Source organism: Lentzea sp. NPDC051213 (assembly GCF_044455585.1).
Lineage (GTDB): Bacteria > Actinomycetota > Actinomycetes > Mycobacteriales > Pseudonocardiaceae > Lentzea.
Genome location: NZ_JBITEX010000002.1, coordinates 856648 through 878265, shown reverse-complemented (window position 1 = coordinate 878265; position 21618 = coordinate 856648). Strand labels below are relative to the sequence as shown.

The 21618-nt window shown below is 71.0% G+C and carries 20 protein-coding genes; 8 read left to right on the top strand and 12 right to left on the bottom strand.

Annotated features, from left to right (window positions below; genetic code table 11):
- Positions 1–152 precede the first annotated feature (152 nt).
- Entirely contained in the window at positions 153–995 is an 843-nt protein-coding gene (locus tag ACIA8G_RS10830) for an SGNH/GDSL hydrolase family protein (protein ID WP_396418154.1), read from the top strand.
- 38 nt (positions 996–1033) lie between these two features.
- Positions 1034–1912 carry an SGNH/GDSL hydrolase family protein gene (locus tag ACIA8G_RS10825; protein ID WP_396418153.1) on the top strand — a complete coding sequence of 293 codons (879 nt, stop codon included), beginning with the start codon at positions 1034–1036 and terminating at the stop codon, positions 1910–1912.
- Here ACIA8G_RS10825 and ACIA8G_RS10820 read toward each other — a convergent pair.
- A complete protein-coding gene (locus ACIA8G_RS10820; RefSeq protein WP_396418152.1) occupies positions 1845–2090 on the bottom strand; it encodes a hypothetical protein in 246 nt (81 codons plus the stop codon). The genes ACIA8G_RS10825 and ACIA8G_RS10820 overlap by 68 nt on opposite strands.
- Positions 2091–2274: 184 nt before the next feature.
- On the opposite strand from ACIA8G_RS10820, the gene ACIA8G_RS10815 reads away from it, so the two are divergent.
- Positions 2275–3231 (top strand): class I SAM-dependent methyltransferase, encoded by a 957-nt coding sequence (locus ACIA8G_RS10815; protein WP_396418151.1) that lies wholly within the window; start codon positions 2275–2277, stop codon positions 3229–3231.
- Here the strand turns inward: ACIA8G_RS10815 and ACIA8G_RS10810 are convergent.
- Positions 3203–3727 (bottom strand): DUF4386 domain-containing protein, encoded by a 525-nt coding sequence (locus ACIA8G_RS10810; RefSeq protein ID WP_396418150.1) that lies wholly within the window; start codon positions 3725–3727, stop codon positions 3203–3205. The two genes, ACIA8G_RS10815 and ACIA8G_RS10810, sit on opposite strands and share 29 nt — an antisense overlap.
- A gap of 63 nt (positions 3728–3790) precedes the next feature.
- Here ACIA8G_RS10810 and ACIA8G_RS10805 point away from each other — a divergent pair, with 63 nt between their 5' ends.
- The gene (locus ACIA8G_RS10805) at positions 3791–6619 is read left to right on the top strand and encodes a BTAD domain-containing putative transcriptional regulator (RefSeq protein WP_396418149.1); all 2829 of its coding nucleotides are present in this window, start codon (positions 3791–3793) and stop codon (positions 6617–6619) included.
- Here the strand turns inward: ACIA8G_RS10805 and ACIA8G_RS10800 are convergent.
- The gene (locus ACIA8G_RS10800) at positions 6564–7175 is read right to left on the bottom strand and encodes a TetR/AcrR family transcriptional regulator (protein ID WP_396418148.1); all 612 of its coding nucleotides are present in this window, start codon (positions 7173–7175) and stop codon (positions 6564–6566) included. The genes ACIA8G_RS10805 and ACIA8G_RS10800 overlap by 56 nt on opposite strands.
- Positions 7176–7244: 69 nt before the next feature.
- On the opposite strand from ACIA8G_RS10800, the gene ACIA8G_RS10795 reads away from it, so the two are divergent.
- Genes ACIA8G_RS10795 through ACIA8G_RS10785 form a run of 3 tightly spaced genes read left to right on the top strand, consistent with a single transcriptional unit; the run spans position 7245 to position 10614 of the window.
- Positions 7245–8102: a metal-dependent hydrolase gene (locus ACIA8G_RS10795; protein ID WP_396418147.1), complete on the top strand. Its 858-nt coding sequence runs from the start codon at positions 7245–7247 to the stop codon at positions 8100–8102.
- Positions 8102–8998, top strand: a complete 897-nt coding sequence (locus ACIA8G_RS10790; RefSeq protein ID WP_396418146.1) for a PDR/VanB family oxidoreductase — start codon at positions 8102–8104, stop codon at positions 8996–8998. The genes ACIA8G_RS10795 and ACIA8G_RS10790 overlap by 1 nt, the downstream gene beginning before the upstream one ends.
- Before the next feature lie 2 nt (positions 8999–9000).
- On the top strand, positions 9001–10614 hold the full coding sequence (locus tag ACIA8G_RS10785) for an SDR family oxidoreductase (RefSeq protein WP_396418145.1): 1614 nt from the start codon (positions 9001–9003) through the stop codon (positions 10612–10614).
- Here the strand turns inward: ACIA8G_RS10785 and ACIA8G_RS10780 are convergent.
- The 6 genes from ACIA8G_RS10780 to ACIA8G_RS10755 form a co-directional block, all read right to left on the bottom strand.
- The gene (locus tag ACIA8G_RS10780; protein ID WP_396418144.1) at positions 10600–11016 is read right to left on the bottom strand and encodes a tetratricopeptide repeat protein; all 417 of its coding nucleotides are present in this window, start codon (positions 11014–11016) and stop codon (positions 10600–10602) included. The genes ACIA8G_RS10785 and ACIA8G_RS10780 overlap by 15 nt on opposite strands.
- A gap of 58 nt (positions 11017–11074) precedes the next feature.
- Positions 11075–12541, bottom strand: a complete 1467-nt coding sequence (locus ACIA8G_RS10775) for a carboxylesterase/lipase family protein (protein ID WP_396418143.1) — start codon at positions 12539–12541, stop codon at positions 11075–11077.
- Positions 12542–12588: 47 nt separating this feature from the next.
- The gene (locus ACIA8G_RS10770) at positions 12589–13554 is read right to left on the bottom strand and encodes an NAD(P)-dependent alcohol dehydrogenase (protein ID WP_396418142.1); all 966 of its coding nucleotides are present in this window, start codon (positions 13552–13554) and stop codon (positions 12589–12591) included.
- 73 nt (positions 13555–13627) lie between these two features.
- The gene (locus ACIA8G_RS10765) at positions 13628–14224 is read right to left on the bottom strand and encodes a VOC family protein (protein ID WP_396418141.1); all 597 of its coding nucleotides are present in this window, start codon (positions 14222–14224) and stop codon (positions 13628–13630) included.
- The gene (locus ACIA8G_RS10760) at positions 14221–15567 is read right to left on the bottom strand and encodes a dihydrolipoyl dehydrogenase family protein (protein WP_396418140.1); all 1347 of its coding nucleotides are present in this window, start codon (positions 15565–15567) and stop codon (positions 14221–14223) included. Before ACIA8G_RS10760 ends, ACIA8G_RS10765 begins: the two co-directional genes overlap by 4 nt.
- Positions 15567–16013: a VOC family protein gene (locus tag ACIA8G_RS10755; RefSeq protein ID WP_396418138.1), complete on the bottom strand. Its 447-nt coding sequence runs from the start codon at positions 16011–16013 to the stop codon at positions 15567–15569. Before ACIA8G_RS10755 ends, ACIA8G_RS10760 begins: the two co-directional genes overlap by 1 nt.
- A 104-nt stretch (positions 16014–16117) precedes the next feature.
- Between ACIA8G_RS10755 and ACIA8G_RS10750 the strand changes: the two genes are divergently transcribed.
- Positions 16118–18787 carry an AAA family ATPase gene (locus ACIA8G_RS10750; RefSeq protein ID WP_396418137.1) on the top strand — a complete coding sequence of 890 codons (2670 nt, stop codon included), beginning with the start codon at positions 16118–16120 and terminating at the stop codon, positions 18785–18787.
- On the opposite strand, the gene ACIA8G_RS10745 is transcribed toward ACIA8G_RS10750, so the two are convergent.
- The 3 genes from ACIA8G_RS10745 to ACIA8G_RS10735 form a co-directional block, all read right to left on the bottom strand.
- Positions 18750–19754, bottom strand: coding sequence for a hypothetical protein (locus tag ACIA8G_RS10745; RefSeq protein ID WP_396418136.1), 1005 nt, complete (start codon positions 19752–19754; stop codon positions 18750–18752). The two genes, ACIA8G_RS10750 and ACIA8G_RS10745, sit on opposite strands and share 38 nt — an antisense overlap.
- 115 nt (positions 19755–19869) lie before the next feature.
- On the bottom strand, positions 19870–20616 hold the full coding sequence (locus ACIA8G_RS10740) for an SDR family oxidoreductase (protein WP_396418135.1): 747 nt from the start codon (positions 20614–20616) through the stop codon (positions 19870–19872).
- Between the two features lie 79 nt (positions 20617–20695).
- A complete protein-coding gene (locus tag ACIA8G_RS10735; protein ID WP_396418134.1) occupies positions 20696–21559 on the bottom strand; it encodes an RNA polymerase sigma-70 factor in 864 nt (287 codons plus the stop codon).
- Positions 21560–21618 lie beyond the last annotated feature (59 nt).

Sequence of the window (21618 nt, the reverse complement as noted above, 5' to 3'; positions counted from 1 at the left end):
TCCGTTCCAGACGGGAGGCACCACGATGAACCGTTGTGTGTACTGCGGGGGCGTGCCCTGGCACTGAGCAACCCGTGAGGCCGCTGGTCACAGCGGCCTCACGGCCCGTTTCGTAGCCTCGGCGCATCAAGGTCCGATGTGAAGGAGCGGGTGTGCCGAGGTTTGTGCTGGTCGTGGCGTTGCTGGCGGCGCTCGCCGCGTGCACCTCGACCCCGCCTCCCGCCGCCCCGGCACCGACGACGCCCAGCAGCACCGCCCCGCCGGCCGAGCAGGTCTACGTGTCGATCGGCGACTCCTACGCCACCGGCTTCGGGCCCAACGGCACTGGCGAGAGCTTCGCCCACCTCGTGGCGAAGCAGGAGAAGCTCAAGCTCATCAACTTCGCCTGCAACGGCGCCACCTCGGCCGACCTCGCCACGAAGCCGGCGTGCGGCCAGGACGCGGGCGGCAAGACCCAGGTCGACGCGGCCGTCGAAGCGCTCAAGGGCAACAAGACCGGCCTGGTCACGCTGGTGATCGGCGGCAACGACCTCGCGCCGTGCGCCCTGGCCCAGGACCCGCTGCAGTGCGCGACCAGGACCGTCGCCGACATCAGGACCAACGTCGCCGCCACGCTCACCAGGCTGCGGGAAGCCGCGCCGGACGTGCAGATCATCGGGCTCACCTACCCGGACATCTTCCTGGGCGCGTGGGTGAACCCGTCGTTCCCGAACGGCAAGAACATCGCCAGGCTGTCGGTCTCGATGTTCCAGGACTTCAACGCCACGATCACCGCCGAGTACGCGAAGTTCGGCGCGAAGTTCGCCGACGTCACCCAGACCACCGGCGGCTACGCGGCGCTGACCGACCTCACCCAGGACCCGAAGTACGGCCAGATCCCGGCCTCGGTCGCGAAGGTCTGCACGCTCACCTACTTCTGCGATCGCAGCGACGTCCACGCCACCCCCGCGGGCCACCAGGCGATCGCGGACGCCGTCACCGCGGCGGGTCGATGATCACACCAGCCTCACGGGCGTTCTCCTATGCTCGTGGCGTGCGGAGGTTTGTGCTGGTCCTGGCCTCTGCGGTCACGCTGCTGGCCGCGTGTTCCCCGAGTGCGGCTCCGCACGGCGACACGACAACAGAGGCCGAGCAGCGGCTGTACGTGTCGGTCGGCGACTCCTACGCGACCGCGGCCGGACCGAACGGCACCGGCGAAAGCTTCGCCCAGATCGTCGCCCGGCAATCCGGTCTCCAGCTGGTCAACCTCGCCTGCAACGGCGCCACCTCCGCGGACCTCCTGTCCGGTGAAGCCTGCGAACCGGATGCCGGCGGCAGGCCCCAGGTCGACGAGGCCGTCGACACGTTGCGCTCCGGCCAGGTCGGCCTGGTCACGATGGTGATCGGCAGCAACGACCTGCTCGAACCGTGTGCGGTGGCCGAGGTCCCCTTCGACTGCGCCACCTCGGCGATCGCCGACACCAGGACGAACATCGCCACCGCGCTCACCAGGTTCCGCGAGGTGGCGCCGAACGTGCAGATCGTCGGGCTGAGCTACCCGGACGTGTTCCTCGGCGCGTGGGTGAACCCCGCACACCCCAACGGTGAGGACCTCGCCCGCACGTCCGTCCCGCTGTACGAGGACTTCAACCGCGAGATCGCCGCCGAGTACGCGAAGTTCGGCGCGAAGTTCGTCGACCTCACCGACATGACCGGTGGCTACAGGGCGCTGACCGAGCTGACCGAGGACCCGAAGTACGGCCGCATCCCGGCCTCGGTCGCCGAGGTGTGCACGTTCACCTACTACTGCGACGACACCGACGTGCACCCCACGCCGGCCGGCCACCAGGCGATCGCGGACGCCGTCATCGCGGCAGGTCGCGAAACTCCGCCCGCACAGTCGTCCCCTGCCCCGCCGACGAGCGAACGGTGAGCCGCCCACCCGCGGCCGCCACTCGGTCGTCCAGCCCGCGCACCTCGCAGGCCTCGGCGTGCTTGGCCGCGTTGGTGAGCGCTTCCGCCACCACGAAGTAGCAGGTGCGTTCCGCGACAGGCGAGAGCCGGTCGGATGGGAGGTCCTCGAGCACCGCGGGCACGGCGGACCGTTCCACCAGCGACTGCAGCGCCGGGGGTCTCCAGAGTTCGCCGTTTCCGGTCGCGGAACTACGAGGCCGACCCGCGAACCAGAAGCAGGGTTGTCCCCGTATCGCCGCATCCGGTGCACCCGAAAGACTCTGTCGTGCGGCTGCTCCGGATGCGAGGCTCACGGGCGTTCCCACCGCGAGGAAGTGTCCGATGACCGTGCTGCCGCAAAGCACAGACGCCCTGCACCGGCTCAGTGACGCCGTCGACGGGTTCCTGCGCAGTGACAGGGAGTTCGACCTCCGCGACCCCGCCGCGCACATGCTCGTCGGCGGCCGCTTCCGCACGCTCGGCGCCCAGATCGGCGCCAGCGCGTTCGCGGGCGTGCCGGACGAGGACATCGCCGCACTCGTCCATCCCGCGCGGTCGGCGTGCCCACGATCGCCGTTGATGCGCAACGAGCAGGAGTGGGCGCGCGGCTACCCCAGCGACTACGAGCTCACCGAGCACGTCATGGCCCAGGCCAACGACGTCGAGCCCGGCACGCTCGCCTGGCACGTCGAGGCGAACCTGCAAGCCTCGGCGATCACCCAGCAGCACCGCAACCGCGTCCTGCACCAGGCCAGGCTGATCGGCGACGTGCTCACCGCACCGCGCAACGGCCCGCGCGCGGTGCTGCTGATCGCCTCAGGCGCGGCGGCCGACGTGCGCCTGATCCCACCGGGCAGCCTGCGGCCCGGCGACCGGTTCGTGCTCAACGACGTCGACCCGGACGCGTTGGCGCTGGCCCGCAAGCACCTCGGCCAGCTGAACGACGCCACGACCGTGGTCGCCGGCAACGTGTTCCGCGCGCTCGGCCGGCTCGCCGAACTCGGGCCGTTCGACCTCGTGCTCGCCGGCGGCCTGTACGACTACCTCAACGACCGCGCGGCGGTGCGGCTGACCGAGGCCGTGCTGAGGACGCTCTGCCGGCCAGGTGGCACGTTCCACTTCTCTGCCATCGCGGCCGGCAATCCGTTCCGGTGGTCGATGGAGTACCTCCTGGACTGGTCGCTGATCGAACGCGACGAGGCCGCGGTCCGCGCGCTCCTGCCCGGTCAGGAGGTGTCGATCGGCCGCGAGCAGACCGGGCTGGCGCTGCTCACGCACGTCCGGACCAGGCGGGCCTGACCGAGCCCTTCACCAGCAGCCACACCGCGAGCACCATTTCGTTGACCGCCAGCGGCACGAACAGCGCGCCCGCTTGCGTCTGTGTGACGACGTCGAGCAGCACGAGCACGGCACCGACCAGATACGGCACCACGGCGATGAGCCCCCACACCGAGATCCAGCGCGGCACCAGCTTCGACCGGAACAGCAGGAAGTTCAGCAGCACCACGCTCAGACAGAAGTAGATCGCGCTGGCGTGACCCCACACCTCGAAGTGCTGCAACGCCATGGCGGCCGGCATCAGCAGAACGACTTCCATCGTCCTGGCGACGACGTACGCCATGGCGAGGCCTTCGCCGTGTTGTTTGAGTACCGGGAACAACGCCGGTGCGATCATCGCGATCGCCACGGCCATGAGGAACACGAACATGCCTCTGGTGGTGCCTTGGGTGGTCGCGCTGACCACTCCCGCGGCCGTTGCGATGATGAAGAGGGAACCAACAACCCGTGCTGTCATAGCGCTGAGGCTGGCCGATGCCGGTGTGCGTCCGGTGTGCGTGTGGTGTGTGAGAATTCGCAGGTGAGGATCGCTTTGCTCGGTGGTGTCCGCGCCACCACCGACGACGGCGCGGTGCTCGACATCGGCTCGCCGAGGTCGCAGACGGTGCTGGCGGCGCTCGCGTTGTCGCCGGGAACGCCGCTGCCGGTGTCGCGCCTGATCGACCTCGTGTGGGGTGACTCGCCGCCTGCTGCCGCGCCGAAAGCCCTGCAATGGCACGTGGCTCAGCTGCGGAAGTCCCTTGGTTTCGAGGCGATCGCACGGGTTGGCGAGGCTTATCGGCTCGACGTTCCGGCCGACTCGGTCGATGTGGCGCGGTTTAGCCGTCACGTGCGTGAGGGGGATGCGGCGGCCGCCGTTGCGTCGTGGGGCGAGCCGCTCGCGGGGCTGTCCGCGCCGGGGTTGGCGGCGGCTGTCGCCGGGCTCACCGAGGAGTGGCTGGGCGCGGTCGAGTTGGACTTCTCGCGTCGTGTTGCGGCGGATCCGCGCTCTGTTGTTGGTGGGCTGTCATCGTTCGTGGAGTCGCATCCCACCCGTGAAGGGTTGGCGGCGCTACTCATGACGGCGCTGTACCGGACCGGTCGGCAGGCCGACGCGGTGGCTGTGTACCAACGGGTTCGGCAGCACCTGGTGGAGGAACTCGGGATCGAGCCGGGGCCGGGACTGCGCGCCGCCCTCGAACAGGTCCTCGCCCAGCCGGAGGTTCCGGCGCGGGCGCTGATCGGCCGCACCGCCCTGCTTGCCGTGATCACCTCGGCGTTGCGGCGGTCTCCGGTGGTGACGCTGGTGGGGCCGGGCGGGATCGGCAAGACGCGGCTGGTGCAGGAGTGTGGTGGCGTGCTGGTCTCGCTGGCGGAGATCACGTCGTCCGCCGATGTGCCCCGGGCCGTCGCGGATGCGCTGGGGATCGTCGAACGGCCAGGGCTGACGGTGGCGCAGGCGGTCTGCGCGGCTCGGCCTTCGTTGCTGGTGCTGGACAACTGCGAGCACGTGCTGGAAGGGGCGGCGGCGTTCGCGGCCGCGGTCTGCGATTCGGTGCAGGTGCTGGCCACCTCGCGCGAGCGGCTTTCCGTTGCCGATGAGCAGGTCGTGGTGGTGGAGCCGCTCGACCTCGCGGCGAGTGCGGAGCTGTTCGACGTCCGTGCGCGCGCTGCCGATGCCACGTACGTGCCCGATGCTGCTGTGCCGGAGATCTGCCGGCGGCTCGACGGCATCCCGCTGGCGATCGAGCTGGCCGCCGCGCGGGTGCGCAGTCATCGGCCCGCGGAGTTGCTGACCCGGCTCGACAGCGGGGTGCGGCGCACAGGGTCGGCGCGGCATCGGACGGTGCGGGCGGCGATCCAGTGGTCGTACGACCTGGTGAGCCCGGCCGAGCAGGCGCTGTTCCTGCGGCTTTCGGTCTTCGCGGCCCCGTTCGACCTGAGTGCGGTGGCGGAGGATCACCTGCTCGGGGATCTGGTCGAGCGGTCGATGGTCGCTGTCCACGATGGACCGTTCGGGCGGCGGTTCCGGTTGCTGGAGCCGATGCGGCAGTTCGCCGCGGAACGGCTGGGTGATCGGGCGGAGGCCTGCTCGCTGCACGCGTCGTGGTGCCTGGGCCAGGTTTCGCTCATTCGTTCGCTGCTCACGGGGCCTGGCGAGGTCGAGGGGGTGGCGCGGCTCGCCGAGTTGTGGCCGAATCTGCGGGCGGCGGTTCAGTGGGCTGTCGAGCGCGAGGACGTGCTCTTGGCTGATGCGTTGATCCGGCCGGTGGTGACGGAGCTGGCGTTGCGGGGGCGGCGGGAGATCGGCGACTGGGCCTCGCAGCTTCTCGCCGTGGGAACACACCACACACACGCACGCGCCGGGGTTCCCCCAAAATCAACACTAGCAAGTGGGTCTGACAGTTTTGGGCAGCGCGAGGCGGTCGAGCACGAAGCGGGCGTGCGCGAGGCGGGCGTGCGCGAGGCGGGCGAGCACGAAGCGGGCGAGCACGAAGCGGGCGTGCGCGAGGCGGGCGAGCACGAAGCGGGCGTGCTCGAAGCGGGCGAGCACGAAGCGGGCGAGCACGAAGCGGGCGAGCGCGAACCAGGCGTGCTCGCGTTCTGGCTGGTCTGGGTCGCGGAACGCAACATCCAGAGCTCGACGCCGGAGGCACTGCCCGAAACGCCCGACCACCCGTTGGCCCGGTACGCCCGCGCGTACGCGTCCGGCGACGGCGAAACCCTCCACCGTTGCCTCCCGGAGGCACTGTCCGATGTGGACGACCCGTACCTCAGGGCCTTCCTGGAGCTGATGCCAGCCGGCACGCTCCTCGGCATCGGCAAGTTCGCGCACGTCGACCAGACAGTCGCCGAACTCGCGGAGAAGTACCGGCAGGAAGGCCCGCCCACCCTGCTGCACTGGACGTTGCAGACGCTCGGCTACTCCGCGATGTTCCAGGGCCGCGACCCCGGCCCGTTCTTCGACGAGGCGGCCGACGTCGAGCTCCCGCCCGGCACGTTGTCGGCCAACAAGACGGCCGCGGCCAGGGCGGCGTTCCGCAAGGGCCAGAAGGAGAAGGCGTTCGAGCTGCTCGAAGCGCACATCGACGAGCTGCTCGAGACGGGCAACGTGGTCGCGGCCAGCGTCGTCGCGGTCGAGTTCATCGCGGTCACCAAGGCCGACCAGCCGGACGAGGCCGCCCGCGTGCTCGGCTATCTCCAGCACGCCAACGATTTCGGCGCACTCGCCGCTCAACGACTCGTCAGCGGCGTCACCACGACGGCAGCGGGGATGGACGACCGCGAGGCGTTGGTCTACATGCGCCGAACCCTCAGCGCAGCCCGTGCGCGATCCGGGTCACGAAGGCCGCCAGCCGGTCTGGCGTGAACTTCTCGGGTTCGGTCAGCACCAGGCGGCCGGCCATTTCCGCCAGTGCCAGCATCGTGTGGCCCAGCAGGCTCGAGTCCAGGTCGTCGAGGCGGTCCAGCTCCTTCAGGCCGAGCGCGGCCAGGTCCTCGATCTGGGCCAGCACGCCCGCGCGCACGAGCTCGACCTGGTCGCGGAACTCGTGCGGGGTGCCTTCCGGCGGGAGCAGCACCAGGCGCCAGCGGTCGGGCGCCTCGACGACGGCGTGCACGAAGACGCGGACCGCGTCGGCGAAGGCGTCGTCCGGGGAGCGGGTGGCGAAGTCGGTCGGGAGTGCGGCGAGGACCTGTTCGGTGGCACGGGCGGCCTCGCGGTCGAGCAGGGCGCTGATCAGGTCGGCCCGGTTGGCGAACAGGTCGTAGAGGACCGGCTTGGTGACCTCGGCCTGCTTGGCGACCGATTCCATGGTCACCGTGTCGAAGCCGGCCGGGATCAGGCTCAGGGCCGCGTCCAGCAGCTGCTCACGCCGCTGTTCGGGTGGCAGGCGGCGGGCGTACTTCCTGCGCGTTGTGCTCACGGGTCCATATTGCTACGGTGGCGTAGCTTTCACAAAGCTACGCGGGCGTAAATTTGTTGGAGGTGGGCGATGGAGCCGGACAACCTCGTGCTGCAGCCACGTGCCGTGCAGTTCGACTGGTCGACCCTGCCGATGCACTGGGTCCCGGACGAGCCGGTGACCACGCACGTCATGAACGTCCTGCACCTGCTGTTGCCCGAGGGCGAGCGGTGGTTCGTGCGGACGTTCCAGCAGGCGGTGCCGCTGATCGAGGACGACACGTTGCGTGAGGACGTGCTCGGGTTCATCGGGCAGGAGGCGATGCACGCCGAGGCGCACAGCGAGGTGCTCGACCACCTGCTCGCCAACGGCCTGGACCCGCGACCGTTCACGCGGCAGATGGAGCACGTGTTCCGGCGCATCCTCGGCCCGAAGCCGGGGCTCAGCGCGGCGCAGGCCCACGAGCAGCTGGTCGAACGGGTCGCGATCGTCGCCGCCATCGAGCACTTCACGGCGTACCTGGGTGACTGGATGCTGAACGCCGACGCGCTCGACCGGGCGGGCATCCACCCGGTGATGCTCGATCTGCTGCGCTGGCACGCGGCCGAGGAGGTCGAGCACCGCAGCGTGGCCTACGACCTGATGTGTCACCTCGACCGCCGGTACGTCCGCCGCGCGCGCACGATGCTCCTGGTCGCGCCGGTGCTGTTCTGGCTGTGGGTGCGCGGCGCGGTGTTCATGGTCAAGTCCGACCGGACGACGTTGGTGCGGCTGACCTGGCGGGAGGCGAGGCGGGCCGGGCGGCGCGGGTTGCTGCCGCCGCTGCCGGACATCTTCCGGGCGTTCCTGCGGTACTTCCACCCCGCCTACCACCCCAAGCAGGAGGGGTCGACGTCGCAGGCCGTGGCCTACCTGGCGTCCTCCCCCGCCGCTCGCGAGGCCCACTGATGCTGCGCGGGCTGACCAGGATCGGCAACTTCTACGACGCCGCGGTCCTCCGGTTCGGCGGCAGGGCGCGGCCCGGTGCCGCCCGGGATGCGTTGTGGCTCAACGTCGTCGAACGCTCCGAAGTGGCCGATGGCGTCGTGAGCCTCCGATTCGGCGGGACGACGCTGCCCCCGTGGCAACCCGGCTGTCACCTCGACCTGCACCTGCCGTCCGGCCTCAGACGCCAGTACTCGCTGTGCGGAGACCCCGCCGACACCACGTACCGGATCGCGGTGCGCGAGGTCGGCGCCGGCTCGCGCGAGGTGCAGGCGTTGCGGGTGGGCGACCGGATCCAGGTGCGCGGGCCGCGCAACGCGTTCCCGTTCGCCGGGATCGGGCCGATCACGTTCGTGGCAGGCGGGATCGGGATCACGCCCATCCTGCCGATGGTGCACGCGGCCCAGCGCGCCGGCCTGGACTGGCGACTCGTCTACTGCGGGCGGTCGATGGCCGCGATGCCGTTCCTGGACGAGCTGCCGGTCGGCCGCGTCGACGTGCGGATCGGCCGCGGCGGGCCACTGCTGGAGGGCGCCGCACCGCACGGTGCGGTCTATTGCTGCGGTCCGGCGTCGATGCTCGAACAGGTGCGGGCCGAGTTCTCTTCGCGGTGGCTGCACTTCGAGCGGTTCAGCCCGCCGCCGATCGTCGACGGCCGCCCGTTCACGGTCGAACTGCGCCGCAGCGGGGTATCCCTCGACGTGCCCGCCGACCGCTCGGCGCTGGACGTGATCAGGGACTTCCGGCCGTCGGTCGCCTACTCGTGCCGGCAGGGGTTCTGCGGCACGTGCGACGTCGGCGGCGTGCGGATCTGCGTGGACCGGCCCACCGGTGACCGACTCGTCCTGGAGGAACTGTGAAGGTGCGTTCCGGAGAAGTCGACCTCGCCGTGCAGGTGCGCGGCACGTCCGGGCCGACCGTGGTCCTGGTGCACGGGTATCCCGACACGCACATCGTCTGGGACCGCGTGGCCGCCTTGCTGGAGAAGGACTTCCGCGTCATCACCTACGACGTGCGCGGGGCCGGCGAGTCGACCGCTCCCTCCACTGAGGACGGTTACCGGCTCGAACACCTGGCGAACGACCTGTTCGCGGTGATCGACGCGGTCAGCCCGGACGAGCCGGTGCACCTCGTCGGGCACGACTGGGGCTCGATCCAGGCCTGGGAGGCCGTGACGACGCCCGGCGCGCGGATCGCGACGTTCACCTCGATCTCCGGGCCGTGCCTGGACCACATGGGCCACTGGTCACGCCGCCGGATGACCACCGCGCACCTCAAGCAGTTCGTCCGGTCCTGGTACATCGGCGCGTTCCAGCTGCCGGTGCTGGCCCCGCTGTTCTGGCGCCTGTACCTGGCCCGCCGCTGGGGAGCCGTGCTGCACCGCCTGGAGGGCATCAGGGTCACGCCTGCGCGCACGATCGCGTCGGACGCGGTGAACGGGATCTCGTTGTACCGCGCCAACATCCGGCAGGTCATGCGCTCGCCACGGCAGCGCCTCGCGCCCATGCCGGTCCAGGTGATCCAGCCGACCCGCGACAACTACATCCGCACGGAACCGCTCGACCTCGAACGCTGGGTGCCCTCGTTGCGGCGGCGCCGGATCGCGGCAGGGCACTGGGCACCGCTCAGCCACCCCGCGCAACTCACCCGGATGATCAGCGAGTTCATCGCGGACACCACCACGCCGCGCGAGCTGGTCGTGATCACCGGCGGCGGCAGCGGAATCGGCAGGGCGACCGCCGTCGCGTTCGCCAAGGCGGGCGCGCGGGTCGTCGTGTCCGATGTGGACTTCGCCGCGGCGAAGGAGACGGCGGATCTGGTGGACGGCCACGCCTACGAGGTCGATGTCCGCGACGAGGAAGCGGTGCGAGCGTGGGCACGGCAGGTCGCCGACGAGCACGGCGTGCCCGACGTGGTCGTGAACAACGCCGGGATCGGCCACTCCGGGTCGTTCCTGTCGACGTCCACCGAACAGTGGCAGCGGGTGCTCGACGTCAACCTGTGGGGTGTCGTGCACGGCTGCCGGGCGTTCGGCGAGCTGATGGTCGACCGCGGCGAGGGCGGCCACATCGTGAACCTGTCGTCGGCGGCGGCCTACCTGCCGTCGAAGATCCTCTCCGCGTACGCCACCAGCAAGGCAGCGGTGTTCATGCTCTCGGACTGCCTGCGGGCCGAACTCGCACCGCACGCCATCGGCGTCAGCGCGATCTGCCCCGGGCTGGTCAACACGAACATCACCGCGACCACCACGTTCTCCGGCGTCAGCGCCGACGAGGAGCGCCGCAAGCAGAACCGGGCGTCGCGCATCTACGCCCGGCGCGGCTTCGGCCCCGAGGGAGTGGCCACCGAGATCGTGCGTGCGGTGCGCCGCAACCGGGCGGTCGTGCCGGTGACCGTGGAGGCCAAGGCGGCACGGCTCGCAAGCCGTGCCGCGCCAGGATTGTTGCGGGCGTTCGCGAAACTAGACGTCGGCTAGCTGGCCGCCGAACGCGGCGGCCAGGCGGAGCCAGGGCGCGGCCTCGTCGGGCCGTCCCTGCCGCTCCAGCGTGCGGCCGAGCAGCAGGTGCGCGTAGTGCTCGACCGGGTCGCGGTCGACGATCACGCGCAGCTGCGCCTCGGCCCTGCCCAGCTGGGCGGAGTGGTAGTAGGCGCGGGCGAGCAGGAGGCAGAGGTCCGTCTGGAACGGCACTTCCGCCACGACCTCGGCGAGCAGTTGCGCAGCCTTGATGTAGTCCTTGGCCTCGAACAGCAGCTGTGCCCGCTCCCACCTCTCGGCGGTCGTCTCGACGTGGCCTGCGTCGAACAGGTGCGTCGCGGTGACCCAGCGGTCCGCCGCGACCTCGCCGTTCGGCTGGTAGTCGGTGAAGTTGTCCCTCATGAAACCTCCTTCCGGACGCGTACAACGTCATCCGGCAGCAGGTATTCCCCTGGGGCGATCAGCGCAGATTCTCGCTGAAAGGGTGGTCCTGCCAGAGCAGCCGGGAAGCCTCCTCCGGGTACGCGGTCACCTCGTCGACGGTGTCGAAGACGCGGGTCAGACGGTCGGCGGTGTAAGCGGGCCAGCCGGGATCGCCGTCGGTCGCGAACGCCGTCCACGCGCCGCGCATGCGGTCGGACACTTCCGTCGCCTCGGCCGTCACCTCCCCGATCAGCAACGAGGGCTGCCCGCGGTCCAGGTTGCCGAACACCAGTGGCACGTCCAGGCCGTGACAGGCGCCCAGCACGCCGCCGATGCCGGGTGCCTGCCAGGCCAGCACGTACAGGTGCGCCCTGCCGCCCGCCGCGACCTGGGCCTGCGCGAGCGCGAGCGTCGGCATGCGGAACACCCAGTCCGAGCAGACCAGCTCGTAGAGCTCGTCCGGGCCCGCCTCCGGGAAGGCCTCCCGGTACCGGCGGGCGCCGTCCGGGCGTGGCGCGAGGAGGTCCAGCGCGGTCGCCGCCTGCTCCTCGGTCACCTCGCCGAGGCTGCCGTCCACGAACATGGTGAGGATTCGTTGCTCGTCACGGGTGTGGCCGAGGATCAGGTCGATGTCCTTCGCCGCACCGTCCGCCAGCGCCTGCCACGGGTTGACCGGCAGCACATCGCCGTCCACGACCGGCGCGAACAGGATCATCCGGTGCGCGACCTGGGCACAGCGATCACGAAACGCCGCGATCTTCGCCATGATCTCGTCGCCCACGGCCGGCAGCAGCTCCGGGTCCACAGTGGACAGCTCTTCCGGCCGCACGCCCAGTTCGGCGGCGCAGGCGGCAGCGATGTCCGCGGCCAGTTCGGGCGCGAAGAACGGGCCGGGCACGCTGCTCGCGATCGCGCGGTGGAAGAGCCCCTTGGCCCGCGGCATGGCCAGCAGGGCAGCGACCGAGCCGGCGCCCGCGGACTGGCCGAAGATCGTGACGCGCCCCGGATCGCCGCCGAACGCGGCGATGTTGTCGCGCACCCATTCCAGGGCCGCGACCTGGTCGAGCAGGCCGCGGTTCGGCGGCGCGCCGGGCACGAGCGCGAAGCCCTCGATGCCCACCCGGTAGTTGAACGTCACCACGACCACGCCGTCCTGAGCGAGGCGCACGCCGTCGTACTCGGGCAGGCCCGACATGCCGAAGGTGTAGCCGCCGCCCTGGATCCACACCATGACCGGCAGGTTCGCGGCGAGATCCGGCGACCAGACGTTCACGGTCAGCCAGTCGTCGCCGCCGGCACCGATCCCGTCCATGCCGAACAGGCTGGGCTGCGGCGGTGGCGGGCCGAACTCCGTCGTCACCCGCACGCCGTCCCACGCCGGCGCCGGTCGCGGTGCGGCGAAACGCAGTGCGCCGACCGGCGGCGCCGCGAACGGGATGCCGCGGAACACCGCCACACCGGATTCCTTGGTGCCCAGAACCATTCCGCTGGTGACACGAACCATGTGCGGATCCTTGCCGCACAACCAGGTCGAGCGCCACACAATTAACGCTAGGCGGTGACGACGACCTTCGCGCGGGCGTGCTCGCTCTCCACGTGCCGGATCGCGTCGGGCGCGCCGGTCAGCGGGTAGGTCCGCTCGATCACCGGCACCAGCGCGCCGGACTCGGCGAGCTCCCGCAGCGCGGCGAGGTTCTCCTTGCTGGGCTTGGCTTCCAGCACGACGAGCCGCTGCCGCGCGAACGAGCCGAGCAGCTTGCCCTGGATGATCAGCCGGTACGGCCCGAACAGCGCACCGCCGGTGAAGCTGCCGCCGCCGGACAGCACCAGCGTGCCGTCCGGGGTGAGCACGCCGCGCAACGAGCTCATCGACCTGTTGCCCACCAGGTCGAAGACGAGGTCGTAGCGCTCCGGGCCCTGGGTGAAGTCCGCGGTCTTGTAATCGATGACGTGGTCCGCGCCGACCGACCGCACCTGCTCGACGTTGCGCGTGCTGCACACGCCCGTCACGATCGCCTTGCGCGCCTTGGCGATCTGCACCGCCATCAGGCCGACGCCGCCGGACGCGCCGTTGATCAGCACCTTCTGCCCGGCCTGCAGATCACGCAGCCCCATCCAGGCCGTGTTGCCCGCCAACGGCAACGTCGCCGCCTGCTCGAACGTCAGGTTCGCCGGCTTGGCCTCCACCAGGTGCGCGGGCACGCGAACGTACTCCGCGAACGCACCCTCGACCTCGCCGAACACCTCCGCGCCCGCCTCGAGCCCGGTCACGCCGGGCCCGACAGCCTCCACCACGCCCGCGAAGTCGAGGCCGCGGATACGGGTCCTGGGGCCCCGCAGCCCCAGGAACAACCGGGCGAAGTACGGGTCGCCCCGCATGATGTGCCAGTCGGCGGCGTTCACCGACGAGGCCCGCACCCGCACCAGCACCTCACCCGCGGCCGGCACCGGCCGGTCGACCTCTCGCAGCTCCAGCACGTCCGCCGAGCCGTATCTGTCCTGCACGATCGCCTTCATCGCGGCCTCCCTCGCCTGCCGAGGAAGGTAAGCCGCACCAGGGGTTTCCCACATCGGGGACGCCCCCTAGGGACTACACCGGAAGCTGTTCGCCCGTCTGCTCCTTCACCAGGTACTCGGCGTACCAGTCGGGCCAGTTCTCGTCGTACACACCGCCGTTGCGCTTCTCGTGCTCGCCGTGGGCCAGCGCGGCCCGCCGCAACGCCGCCGCCAGGTCGGCGATCGAGGCGTAGGACGTGTCGTCGGCGTCGACGCGGCCCGGCAGGCGGGTCGTGACCTCCTGCAGGATCCACGTGTTGCCGTCGGGGTCGCTGAACTCCGCGCGGGAGAAGTAGCTGCGGCGCTCGGGGTCCACGCCTTCGACAGGACCGTCCGGGCCGCCGTGGTAGACCGGGCCGACCTTCACGCCCTCGGCGAGCAAAGCCTCGTGGGCCTCCACGACGTCCGAGACGATCAGGAAGTGCCGCCCCGAACCGGGTTCGGCGGACGTGACGCCCTCGCCGAAGTGGATGGACGCGTGGGAGCCGTACGGGGTGAACTGCACGACCCACGGCGGGGTGACGTCGAGCCGCCAGCCGAGCCGGCTGTAGAACTCCTTGGCACGCTCCACATCGGTGACCGGGATGACGGTGACCTCGAGCTTCATGTCGATCTCTTCGAGCTTCTTCACTTCTGGTTCCTTTGCGCGTCGAGCTCACGGAGGCCGTTGAGGAAGGCCTCGGAGAAGGTGGGGAACGGCTGGATGACGTCGAGCAGCACGGACAGCGGGACCCTGGCGCGGATCGCCACGGTGGCCTGCTGGAGCCACTCGCCTGCCTCGGGCCCGATGGCGTAGGCACCGGTGAGGTGCTCGCCGTCGGAGACGAGGGTGAGGAAGCCGGGTCGCGTGTCGTACTCACGGGTGTAGGTCGCCGTGCGCGCGACACCGGACAGGTGCACGGTCGCGGTGTATTCGCCTTCTGCCGCACCGACTGCGGCGACCTGCGGATCCGTGAACACGACCCGCGGCACCGCGTCGTAGTTGACCTCGGCGGGCTTGCCGAGGATGTTCGCGGCGGCGACCCGGCCCTGGTACTTGCCGACGTGGGTCAGGTTCCACTGGCCGGTCACGTCGCCGACCGCCCAGATGCCCTCAGAGACGTTCATCCGCGCGTCGGTCACGATGCCGCGCGGATTCGGTTCGATGTCAACGGTTTCGAGCCCGATGCCCTCGACCCGCGGGCGCCGGCCGGTGGCGACGAGGAGCTTGTCGCCGCGCAGCTGGGTGCCGTCCGGGAGGTCGAGCACGTACTCGTCGTTCTCGAACCGTGCGGCCGTGGCGTGTGCGCCGAGGCGCAGGTCCACGCCGTCCCCGGTCAGCGCCTCGCCGAGCGCGCGGCCGACCGCCTCCGGTTCGCGGGGCAGCACCCGGTCGGCGCCGTCGACCAGCACGACCGAGGCGCCGAGCCTGGTGAACGCCTGCGCCATCTCGACGCCGGTCGGTCCGCCGCCCAGGATCAGCAGCCGGCCTGGGATCTCCTTCACCCCGGTGGCCTCGCGGTTCGTCCACACGCCCGGCAGGTCGTGCAGGCCAGGGATCGGCGGGATGACCGCCTCCGAACCGGTGGCGATCACGATGTGGTCAGCCGTGTAGATCTGGTCGCCGACCGCGACGGTGCCAGGACCGGCGATCTTGCCGTCGCCCCGCAGCACGTCGATTCCGGTGTCCCGGGCCCACTTCTCGGCACCCGCGTCGTCGTAGGACGACACCATGAAGTCGCGGTACGCCAGCACAGCCGCGGCGTCCACCTCACCGGTGATCGCCTCACGGGCGCCCGGCACCTCACGAGCCGCGGCCACGGCCTCACCGGCACGCAGCAACGTCTTGGACGGGATGCACGCCCAGAACGTGCACTCGCCGCCGAGCAGTTCGCGCTCGACCAGCGCCACGCGTAGCCCGCCGTCGGCGACGGCCGCGGCGAAGTGCTCGCCCGGCGATCCACCGCCGATGACGATGACGTCGTACTGACTCATCACACACGTCCCGGAAGGCGCGTGGTGACCTCCTGCAGAACCCAGCCGTTGCCGTCCGGGTCGCTGAACGAGGCGAACGACGAGTACGTACGGCGCTCGGGGTCGGGGCCCTCGACCCGCCCGGCGGTGCCCGCGTGGTGGAACACGCCGGTCTTGTCGTGGAAGACCTCGCTGACCTCCACGCCACGTTCCGCGAGGTCCGCACGGGCGGCCACGACGTCGTCGACGATCAGGTGCAGGCCCTGCGTGCTGCCCGGCTCCGCGTCGGTGACGCCGCTGCCGAAGATGATCGACGCGGGCGAACCGGGCGGGGTGAGCTGCACCAGCCGGTAGCCCTCGTCGTCGGCGAACTCGGCGTCGAAGCGCCAGCCCAGCGCCCGGTAGAAGTGCACGGACCGGTCGACGTCGCTGACCGGGATCACAGCCACTTCCAGCTTGTAGTCCATGGTGTTCAACTCCTTCGGTTCGGTACCGCAAGAGTCGTCCCGCCAGGGTGTCGCTCGAACCCGTGGAACACCCTGGTCGCCCACTGGTGCGTAGGCTCGTGCCCGTGTCGGACGATCTCCTGGGCAGACGCACCGAGGGCGAAACGCTGGACCAGCTCCTCACGCAGGCGCGGGCGGGTAGCGGCCAGGTGCTGGTCCTGCGGGGAGAGGCCGGGATCGGCAAGACGGCGCTGCTCGACCACGTGTCCTCGCGGGCCTCGGGGTTCCGGGTCACGCGGGCCGCGGGCGTGGAGTCCGAGAGCGCGTTCCCCTACGCGGGCCTGCACCAGCTGTGCGTGCCGTTCCTCGACCGGCTGGACCGGCTGCCCGCCCCGCAACGGGAGGCGCTCGGCACCGCGTTCGGCATGGCCACCGGGCCCCGGCCGACCCGGTTCATGGTCGGCCTGGCGGTGCTGACGCTGTTCGCCGAGGTCGCCGACGAGCAGCCGCTGGTGTGCCTGGTCGACGACGCGCAGTGGCTCGACTCGATGTCGGCCGCGGTACTCGGGTTCGTCGCCCGCCGGTTGCTCGCGGAACGGATCGCGCTGGTCTTCGTGCTGCGCGAGGGCAACGACTACCTCGACGGCCTGCCCGAGCTGTTCGTGCGCGGCCTGGACGACGCGGACGCGCGCTCGTTGCTCGACTCGGTGATCAAGGGACCGGTGGACGGCCGGGTGCGCGACCGGATCGTCGCCGAGGCCCGCGGCAACCCGCTGGCGCTGCTGGAACTGCCCCGCGCGTGGACCACCGCCGAACTGGCCGACGGCCTCGACGCCGGGCCGCTGGTCAGCCGCATCGAGCAGAGCTTCGCCCGTCAGATCGAGCCGCTGCCCGCCGACACCCGCCTGCTCATGCTGACCGCCGCCGCCGAACCGCTCGGTGACGCGACGCTGCTGTGGCGCGCGGCCGGGCTGCTCGGGCTCGGCGCGGACCCGGCCGCAGCGGCGCTGGGCACCGGCCTGATCGACTTCGGGGCACGCGTGCAGTTCCGCCACCCGCTGGTGCGCTCCGCCGTCTACCGGTCGGCGGCCGCGGTGGACCGGCAGCGGGTGCACCGGGCGCTGGCCGACGCGACCGACCCGGCCATCGACCCGGACCGCCGCGCGTGGCACCGGGCCCACGGCACCACCTCCCCCGACGAGGAGGTCGCCGCCGACCTGGAGACCTCGGCTTCGCGCGCTCAGGCTCGTGGCGGACTGCTCGCCGCCGCGGCGTTCCTCGAACAGGCCGCGGTGCTCACCCCCGAACCCGCCCTCCGTGCCCAGCGCGAACTGGCCGCCGCACGGGCCAAGCGCGACGCCGGTGCGCTGGAGGCGTCGCTGCGGCTGCTGTCCGCGGTGGAGGCCGGCCCGCCCGACGACCGGCGCGGCGCCGAGATCGAGTACCTGCGCGGGCACATCGCGTTCGACCAGCGCCGGGTCGCCGAAGCGGCACCACTGCTGTTCAGCGCCGCCCGCCGGTTCGCGCCGATCGACGCGGACCAGGCCCGCGAGACGCACCTGGAAGCGCTCTCCGCCGCGATCTGGGCCGGCAGGTCCCTCACCGAGGCCGCCCGCACCGCTCCCCCGCCGCGCACCCCGCCGTGCGCGATCGACCTCGTGCTCGCCGCACTCACCACCCGGATCACCTCCGGCTACGCGGCGGCCGCACCGCACATGACCCGTGCACTGGACGAGGTGCGTGCGCTGAAGGTCGGCGCGGAGGACATCAGCCGCCTGCCGTGGCTCTTCGGCAATCGCGCGGGCGGCATCGTCGCGAGCGAGATGTGGGACTTCGACACCCGCCGCGCCTTCGCCCAGCAACAGGTGAAGCTGGCGCGTGACGCCGGTGCGCTGGTGCAGTTGCAGTTCGCGCTGAACTTCTTGGCGGACAACGAACTTCTCGCCGGTGAACCGGCCGCGGCGCAGGCGCTGATCGAGGAGGACCGGCGGATCTCCGAGGTCACCGGCACACCACCGGTCGAGTACGCCGTGCTGCTGCAGGCCGCCTACCGCGGCGAAGACCTCGCCACCGCAACGGCACGCGACGCCCGTGCGGCAGGCCAGGGACGGCTCGCCACCATCGCCGACTGGACCGCCGCGATCCTCCACAACGGACTGGGCCGCCACGACCTCGCCCGCGACACCGCGCTGCGCGTGTTCGAAGAGGACACTCTCGTCTACGGCTGCCTGATCGCCTCCGAACTGGCGGAGGCCGCGTCCCGTACCGGCGACACCGACCTGGTCGCCAAGGCGTTGCAACGCTCGACGGCGTGGGTCGACACCGACTGGTCGCTGGGCGTCAGGGCGAGGCTGCGGGCGTTGAACGGGGAGGTTTCAGGATTTCGCGAGTCGATCGACTCGTTCAGCCGCACGGCGCTCAAGACCGAGCTGGCCCGCGCGCACCTGCTGTACGGCGAGTGGCTGCGCCGGGAGGGCCAACGCGTCGAGGCCCGTGACCACCTGCGCACCGCCCACGAGATGTTGCTGGCCGCGGGCATGACCACGTTCGCCGACCGCGCTCAGCGGGAGCTGCTCGCGACCGGTGAGACCGCCCGCAAGCGCACCGCCGAACCGACCGACGAGCTGACCGCGCAGGAGTACCAGATCGCCCGGCTGGCCCGCGAGGGCTACTCGAACCCGGAGATCGGCACTCGGCTGTTCATCAGCCCTCGTACCGTGGAATGGCACCTGCGCAAGGTTTTCGGGAAGCTCAGCGTCACCTCGCGACGGCAGTTGCGGGACGCGACGTTCTGATCGCCGCCGGCCGTTTCCGGGCAGCAAGCCGAAGCGACGCAACGATGATCGCGAGGATCAGCACGCTGCTGATCGTCAGCGCGGACCAGCCGGCGACCTCCCAGCCGGGGAAGCGCAGACCGGCGGCCCAGCGGACGCCGATGTTGCCGAGCACTGCGATCGGGAACGTGAACACCCAGTACTGCGTGCTGAACGGCAGCTTCAGGTAGTCCCGCACGAAGAACAGCTGCACCAGCAACATGAACAGCGTCACGCCGCCGAGCGCGGCCTGCAGGTCGTCGACGGCGCCACCGGTGATCGCGAACCACGCGACGCTCGCGGTGCCGGGCGGCGAGAGCAGGATCGAGAGCACGGGCTTGAACGGCAGCGGGAGTTCCGTGCCGAAGAACAACCGGGACGTGATCACGGCGCCGAGCAGCAGCCAGAAGAAGATGCCGATGCCGAACACCGCCACGGCCGCGCGGTGTTCGCCGACGCTCACGAAGCCGATGGCGCCGATGAACGCGCCCGCGGTCACCGGGAGGAAGTAGCCGGGGTGCATGGCGTTCTGGTCCAGCGGGTGCTTGAGCCAGTGCGCGAACAGGGCGGCGGCGTTGAGCGCCAGGCCCGCCACGGCGGTCCAGATCAGCCACGGGGCGAGGCCGCCCAGGACCGGTGCGTAGTGGGCGATCAGCAGGATCGCGATCACCGGGAGGTAGGCGGTCAGCGGCCCGAGCAGCGGGTGGCGCAGGTCGAGGCGGAAACCACCGGTACCGGGCCGGACCGTGCCGGCGAGGTAGGTGAGCGTGAACGCCGCGAACACCAGGGTGGAGGCGCCGAACGCGATCTCGGCGGGCCACGGTGGTGCGCCGAGCAGGCGGGCGGCGGCGGTCCAGGCGCCGCCGAGCCCGGCCAGGCCGAGCGGGATGGAGAACAGGCTGATCGGGAGCGCCCAGCTCGGGGCCTTGATCGCGAGAGTCGTCGTCATGCGAACAAAGGTCCGTCATGGCCGCCCCCGCTCGCGCCAGGGAAACACCCTGGTGCAACGCAAAGGCACCGGCGCGGGAGAGTGGGGCGCCGGTGCCGTCTTACTGCGGCGCGGTTCAGTTACCTGCGGCCAGCCAGTCCTTCAGGCTGGTCTGCTGCAGCTGCGCGCCGTCGTTCGGCACGAGCTGCTTGCCGGTCAGGAGCGTGCCGAAGTACTTGGCATCCGGGTCGCTGACGACCTCGCGCTCGTCGTTGCGCGCGCCGAGCACCGTGCGGATCCACCCGTCCAGGGTGAACTCCTCCGGCCCGCCGATCTCCAGCACGCCGTTGACCGGCCCGGTCGCCGCGGTGCGGCCGACGACCGCCGCCACGTCCGACGCCGCGATCGGCTGCACGCCGCCGTGGGGCAGGTGCACCACGCCGCCCTGATCTGCGGAGTCGGCGATGGAACCCGCGAACTCGAAGAACTGGGTGGCGCGGATGATCGAGTAGGTCAGGCCGGACTCGGCGATCAGCTTCTCCTGGGCGACCTTCGCCCGCAGGTAGCCGGAGTCGGGCAGCTCGTCGGTGCCGACGATCGACAGCGCGACGTAGTGGCCGACGCCCGCCTCCTTCGCGGCCTCGGTCAGGTTGGTCGTGGCGGTCGTGAAGAAGCTCATGACGTCGTCGTCCGCGAACGACGGCGAGTTCGACACGTCGACGAGCACGTCGGCGCCCTGCAAGACCTCCTTGACGCCCTCACCGGTCACCGTGTTCACGCCGCTGTTCGGCGACGCGGGCACGGCGTCGTGGCCGTGCTCACCGAGCCGCTTCACGACCTGGCTGCCGATCAACCCGGTGCCGCCGATGACAACGATCCTCATGGGTCCGTCCCTCTCGTGAGCCCGCCCGGTGCGGGTGTTCACGAGCTAAGACAGGACAGCCCCCGCCGTTGTGACAGGCCTACTCGAACGCGGTCAGCTTTTCCGGGTTGACCAGCCACATCACCTGGTCGATGCCGCCCTCGGAGGCCGTCACGGTGATGATCGCGAAGGTGCCCTCGTCCTTGCGCAGCCTGACCGCGGTGAGGCCGTTCGCCTCGACGAACGAGGCCTCGGCACCGGCCCAGAACGACGGCGCCCAGCCCGAGATGATCTTGGCCAGGTTCTGCGCGCCGAACAGCGGGCGACCCGCGGCCCTGATGGCACCGTTGCTGTCGGAGTAGCTCACCACGTCCTCGGCGAACAGCTTCTCCAGCGCGGCCAGGTCACCGGCCTGCGCGGCCGCCACGAACGCCTCCAGCAACTTGCGCTGGTCCGCACGTCCGACCGGGGCCTTGCGCTCGTCGGCGAGGTGCTTGCGCGCCCGGCTGACCAGCTGCCGGGTCGCGACCTCGCTGGCCTGCACGATCTCGGCGATCTCCCGGTAGGGGTAGTCGAACGCCTCGCGCAGCACGTACGCGGCCCGCTCGGTCGGGGTCAGCTTCTCCAGCAGCATCAGCACCGCCAGCTCCAGCACCGCGCCCTGCTCGGCGCCGACCTGCGGGTCGGCCTTCGTGTCCACCGGTTCCGGCAGCCACGGCCCGACGTAGGTCTCGCGGCGGGCCCGCGCGGACTGGCTCTCGTTGATCGCGAGCCGGGTGATGGCCGTGGCCAGGTACGCCTCGGGGTTGTGCACGGCGTCGCGGTCGGCCAGCTGCCAGCGCAGCCAGACCTCCTGCACGAGGTCCTCGGCGTCCGCCACGCTGCCGGTCATGCGGTAGGCGATGCCGAACAGTCTCGGCCGGGCCGCCCCGAACGCCGACTCGGCCTGCTCGAGCGTCGTCATGGCGCAGCTCCCCTCGTCCTGACCGTTCCCTCGTCCTGACCGCAACGTTAGCGCCGTCC

Coding starts and splice junctions, on each gene's coding strand:
- ACIA8G_RS10815 (WP_396418151.1), top strand. CDS start 2,275: ATGACCGTGCTGCCGCAAAGCACAGACGCCCTGCACCGGCTCAGTGAC.
- ACIA8G_RS10810 (WP_396418150.1), bottom strand. CDS start 3,727: ATGACAGCACGGGTTGTTGGTTCCCTCTTCATCATCGCAACGGCCGCG.
- ACIA8G_RS10795 (WP_396418147.1), top strand. CDS start 7,245: ATGGAGCCGGACAACCTCGTGCTGCAGCCACGTGCCGTGCAGTTCGAC.
- ACIA8G_RS10790 (WP_396418146.1), top strand. CDS start 8,102: ATGCTGCGCGGGCTGACCAGGATCGGCAACTTCTACGACGCCGCGGTC.
- ACIA8G_RS10780 (WP_396418144.1), bottom strand. CDS start 11,016: ATGAGGGACAACTTCACCGACTACCAGCCGAACGGCGAGGTCGCGGCG.
- ACIA8G_RS10775 (WP_396418143.1), bottom strand. CDS start 12,541: ATGGTTCGTGTCACCAGCGGAATGGTTCTGGGCACCAAGGAATCCGGT.
- ACIA8G_RS10770 (WP_396418142.1), bottom strand. CDS start 13,554: ATGAAGGCGATCGTGCAGGACAGATACGGCTCGGCGGACGTGCTGGAG.
- ACIA8G_RS10760 (WP_396418140.1), bottom strand. CDS start 15,567: ATGAGTCAGTACGACGTCATCGTCATCGGCGGTGGATCGCCGGGCGAG.
- ACIA8G_RS10755 (WP_396418138.1), bottom strand. CDS start 16,013: ATGGACTACAAGCTGGAAGTGGCTGTGATCCCGGTCAGCGACGTCGAC.
- ACIA8G_RS10745 (WP_396418136.1), bottom strand. CDS start 19,754: ATGACGACGACTCTCGCGATCAAGGCCCCGAGCTGGGCGCTCCCGATC.
- ACIA8G_RS10740 (WP_396418135.1), bottom strand. CDS start 20,616: ATGAGGATCGTTGTCATCGGCGGCACCGGGTTGATCGGCAGCCAGGTC.
- ACIA8G_RS10735 (WP_396418134.1), bottom strand. CDS start 21,559: ATGACGACGCTCGAGCAGGCCGAGTCGGCGTTCGGGGCGGCCCGGCCG.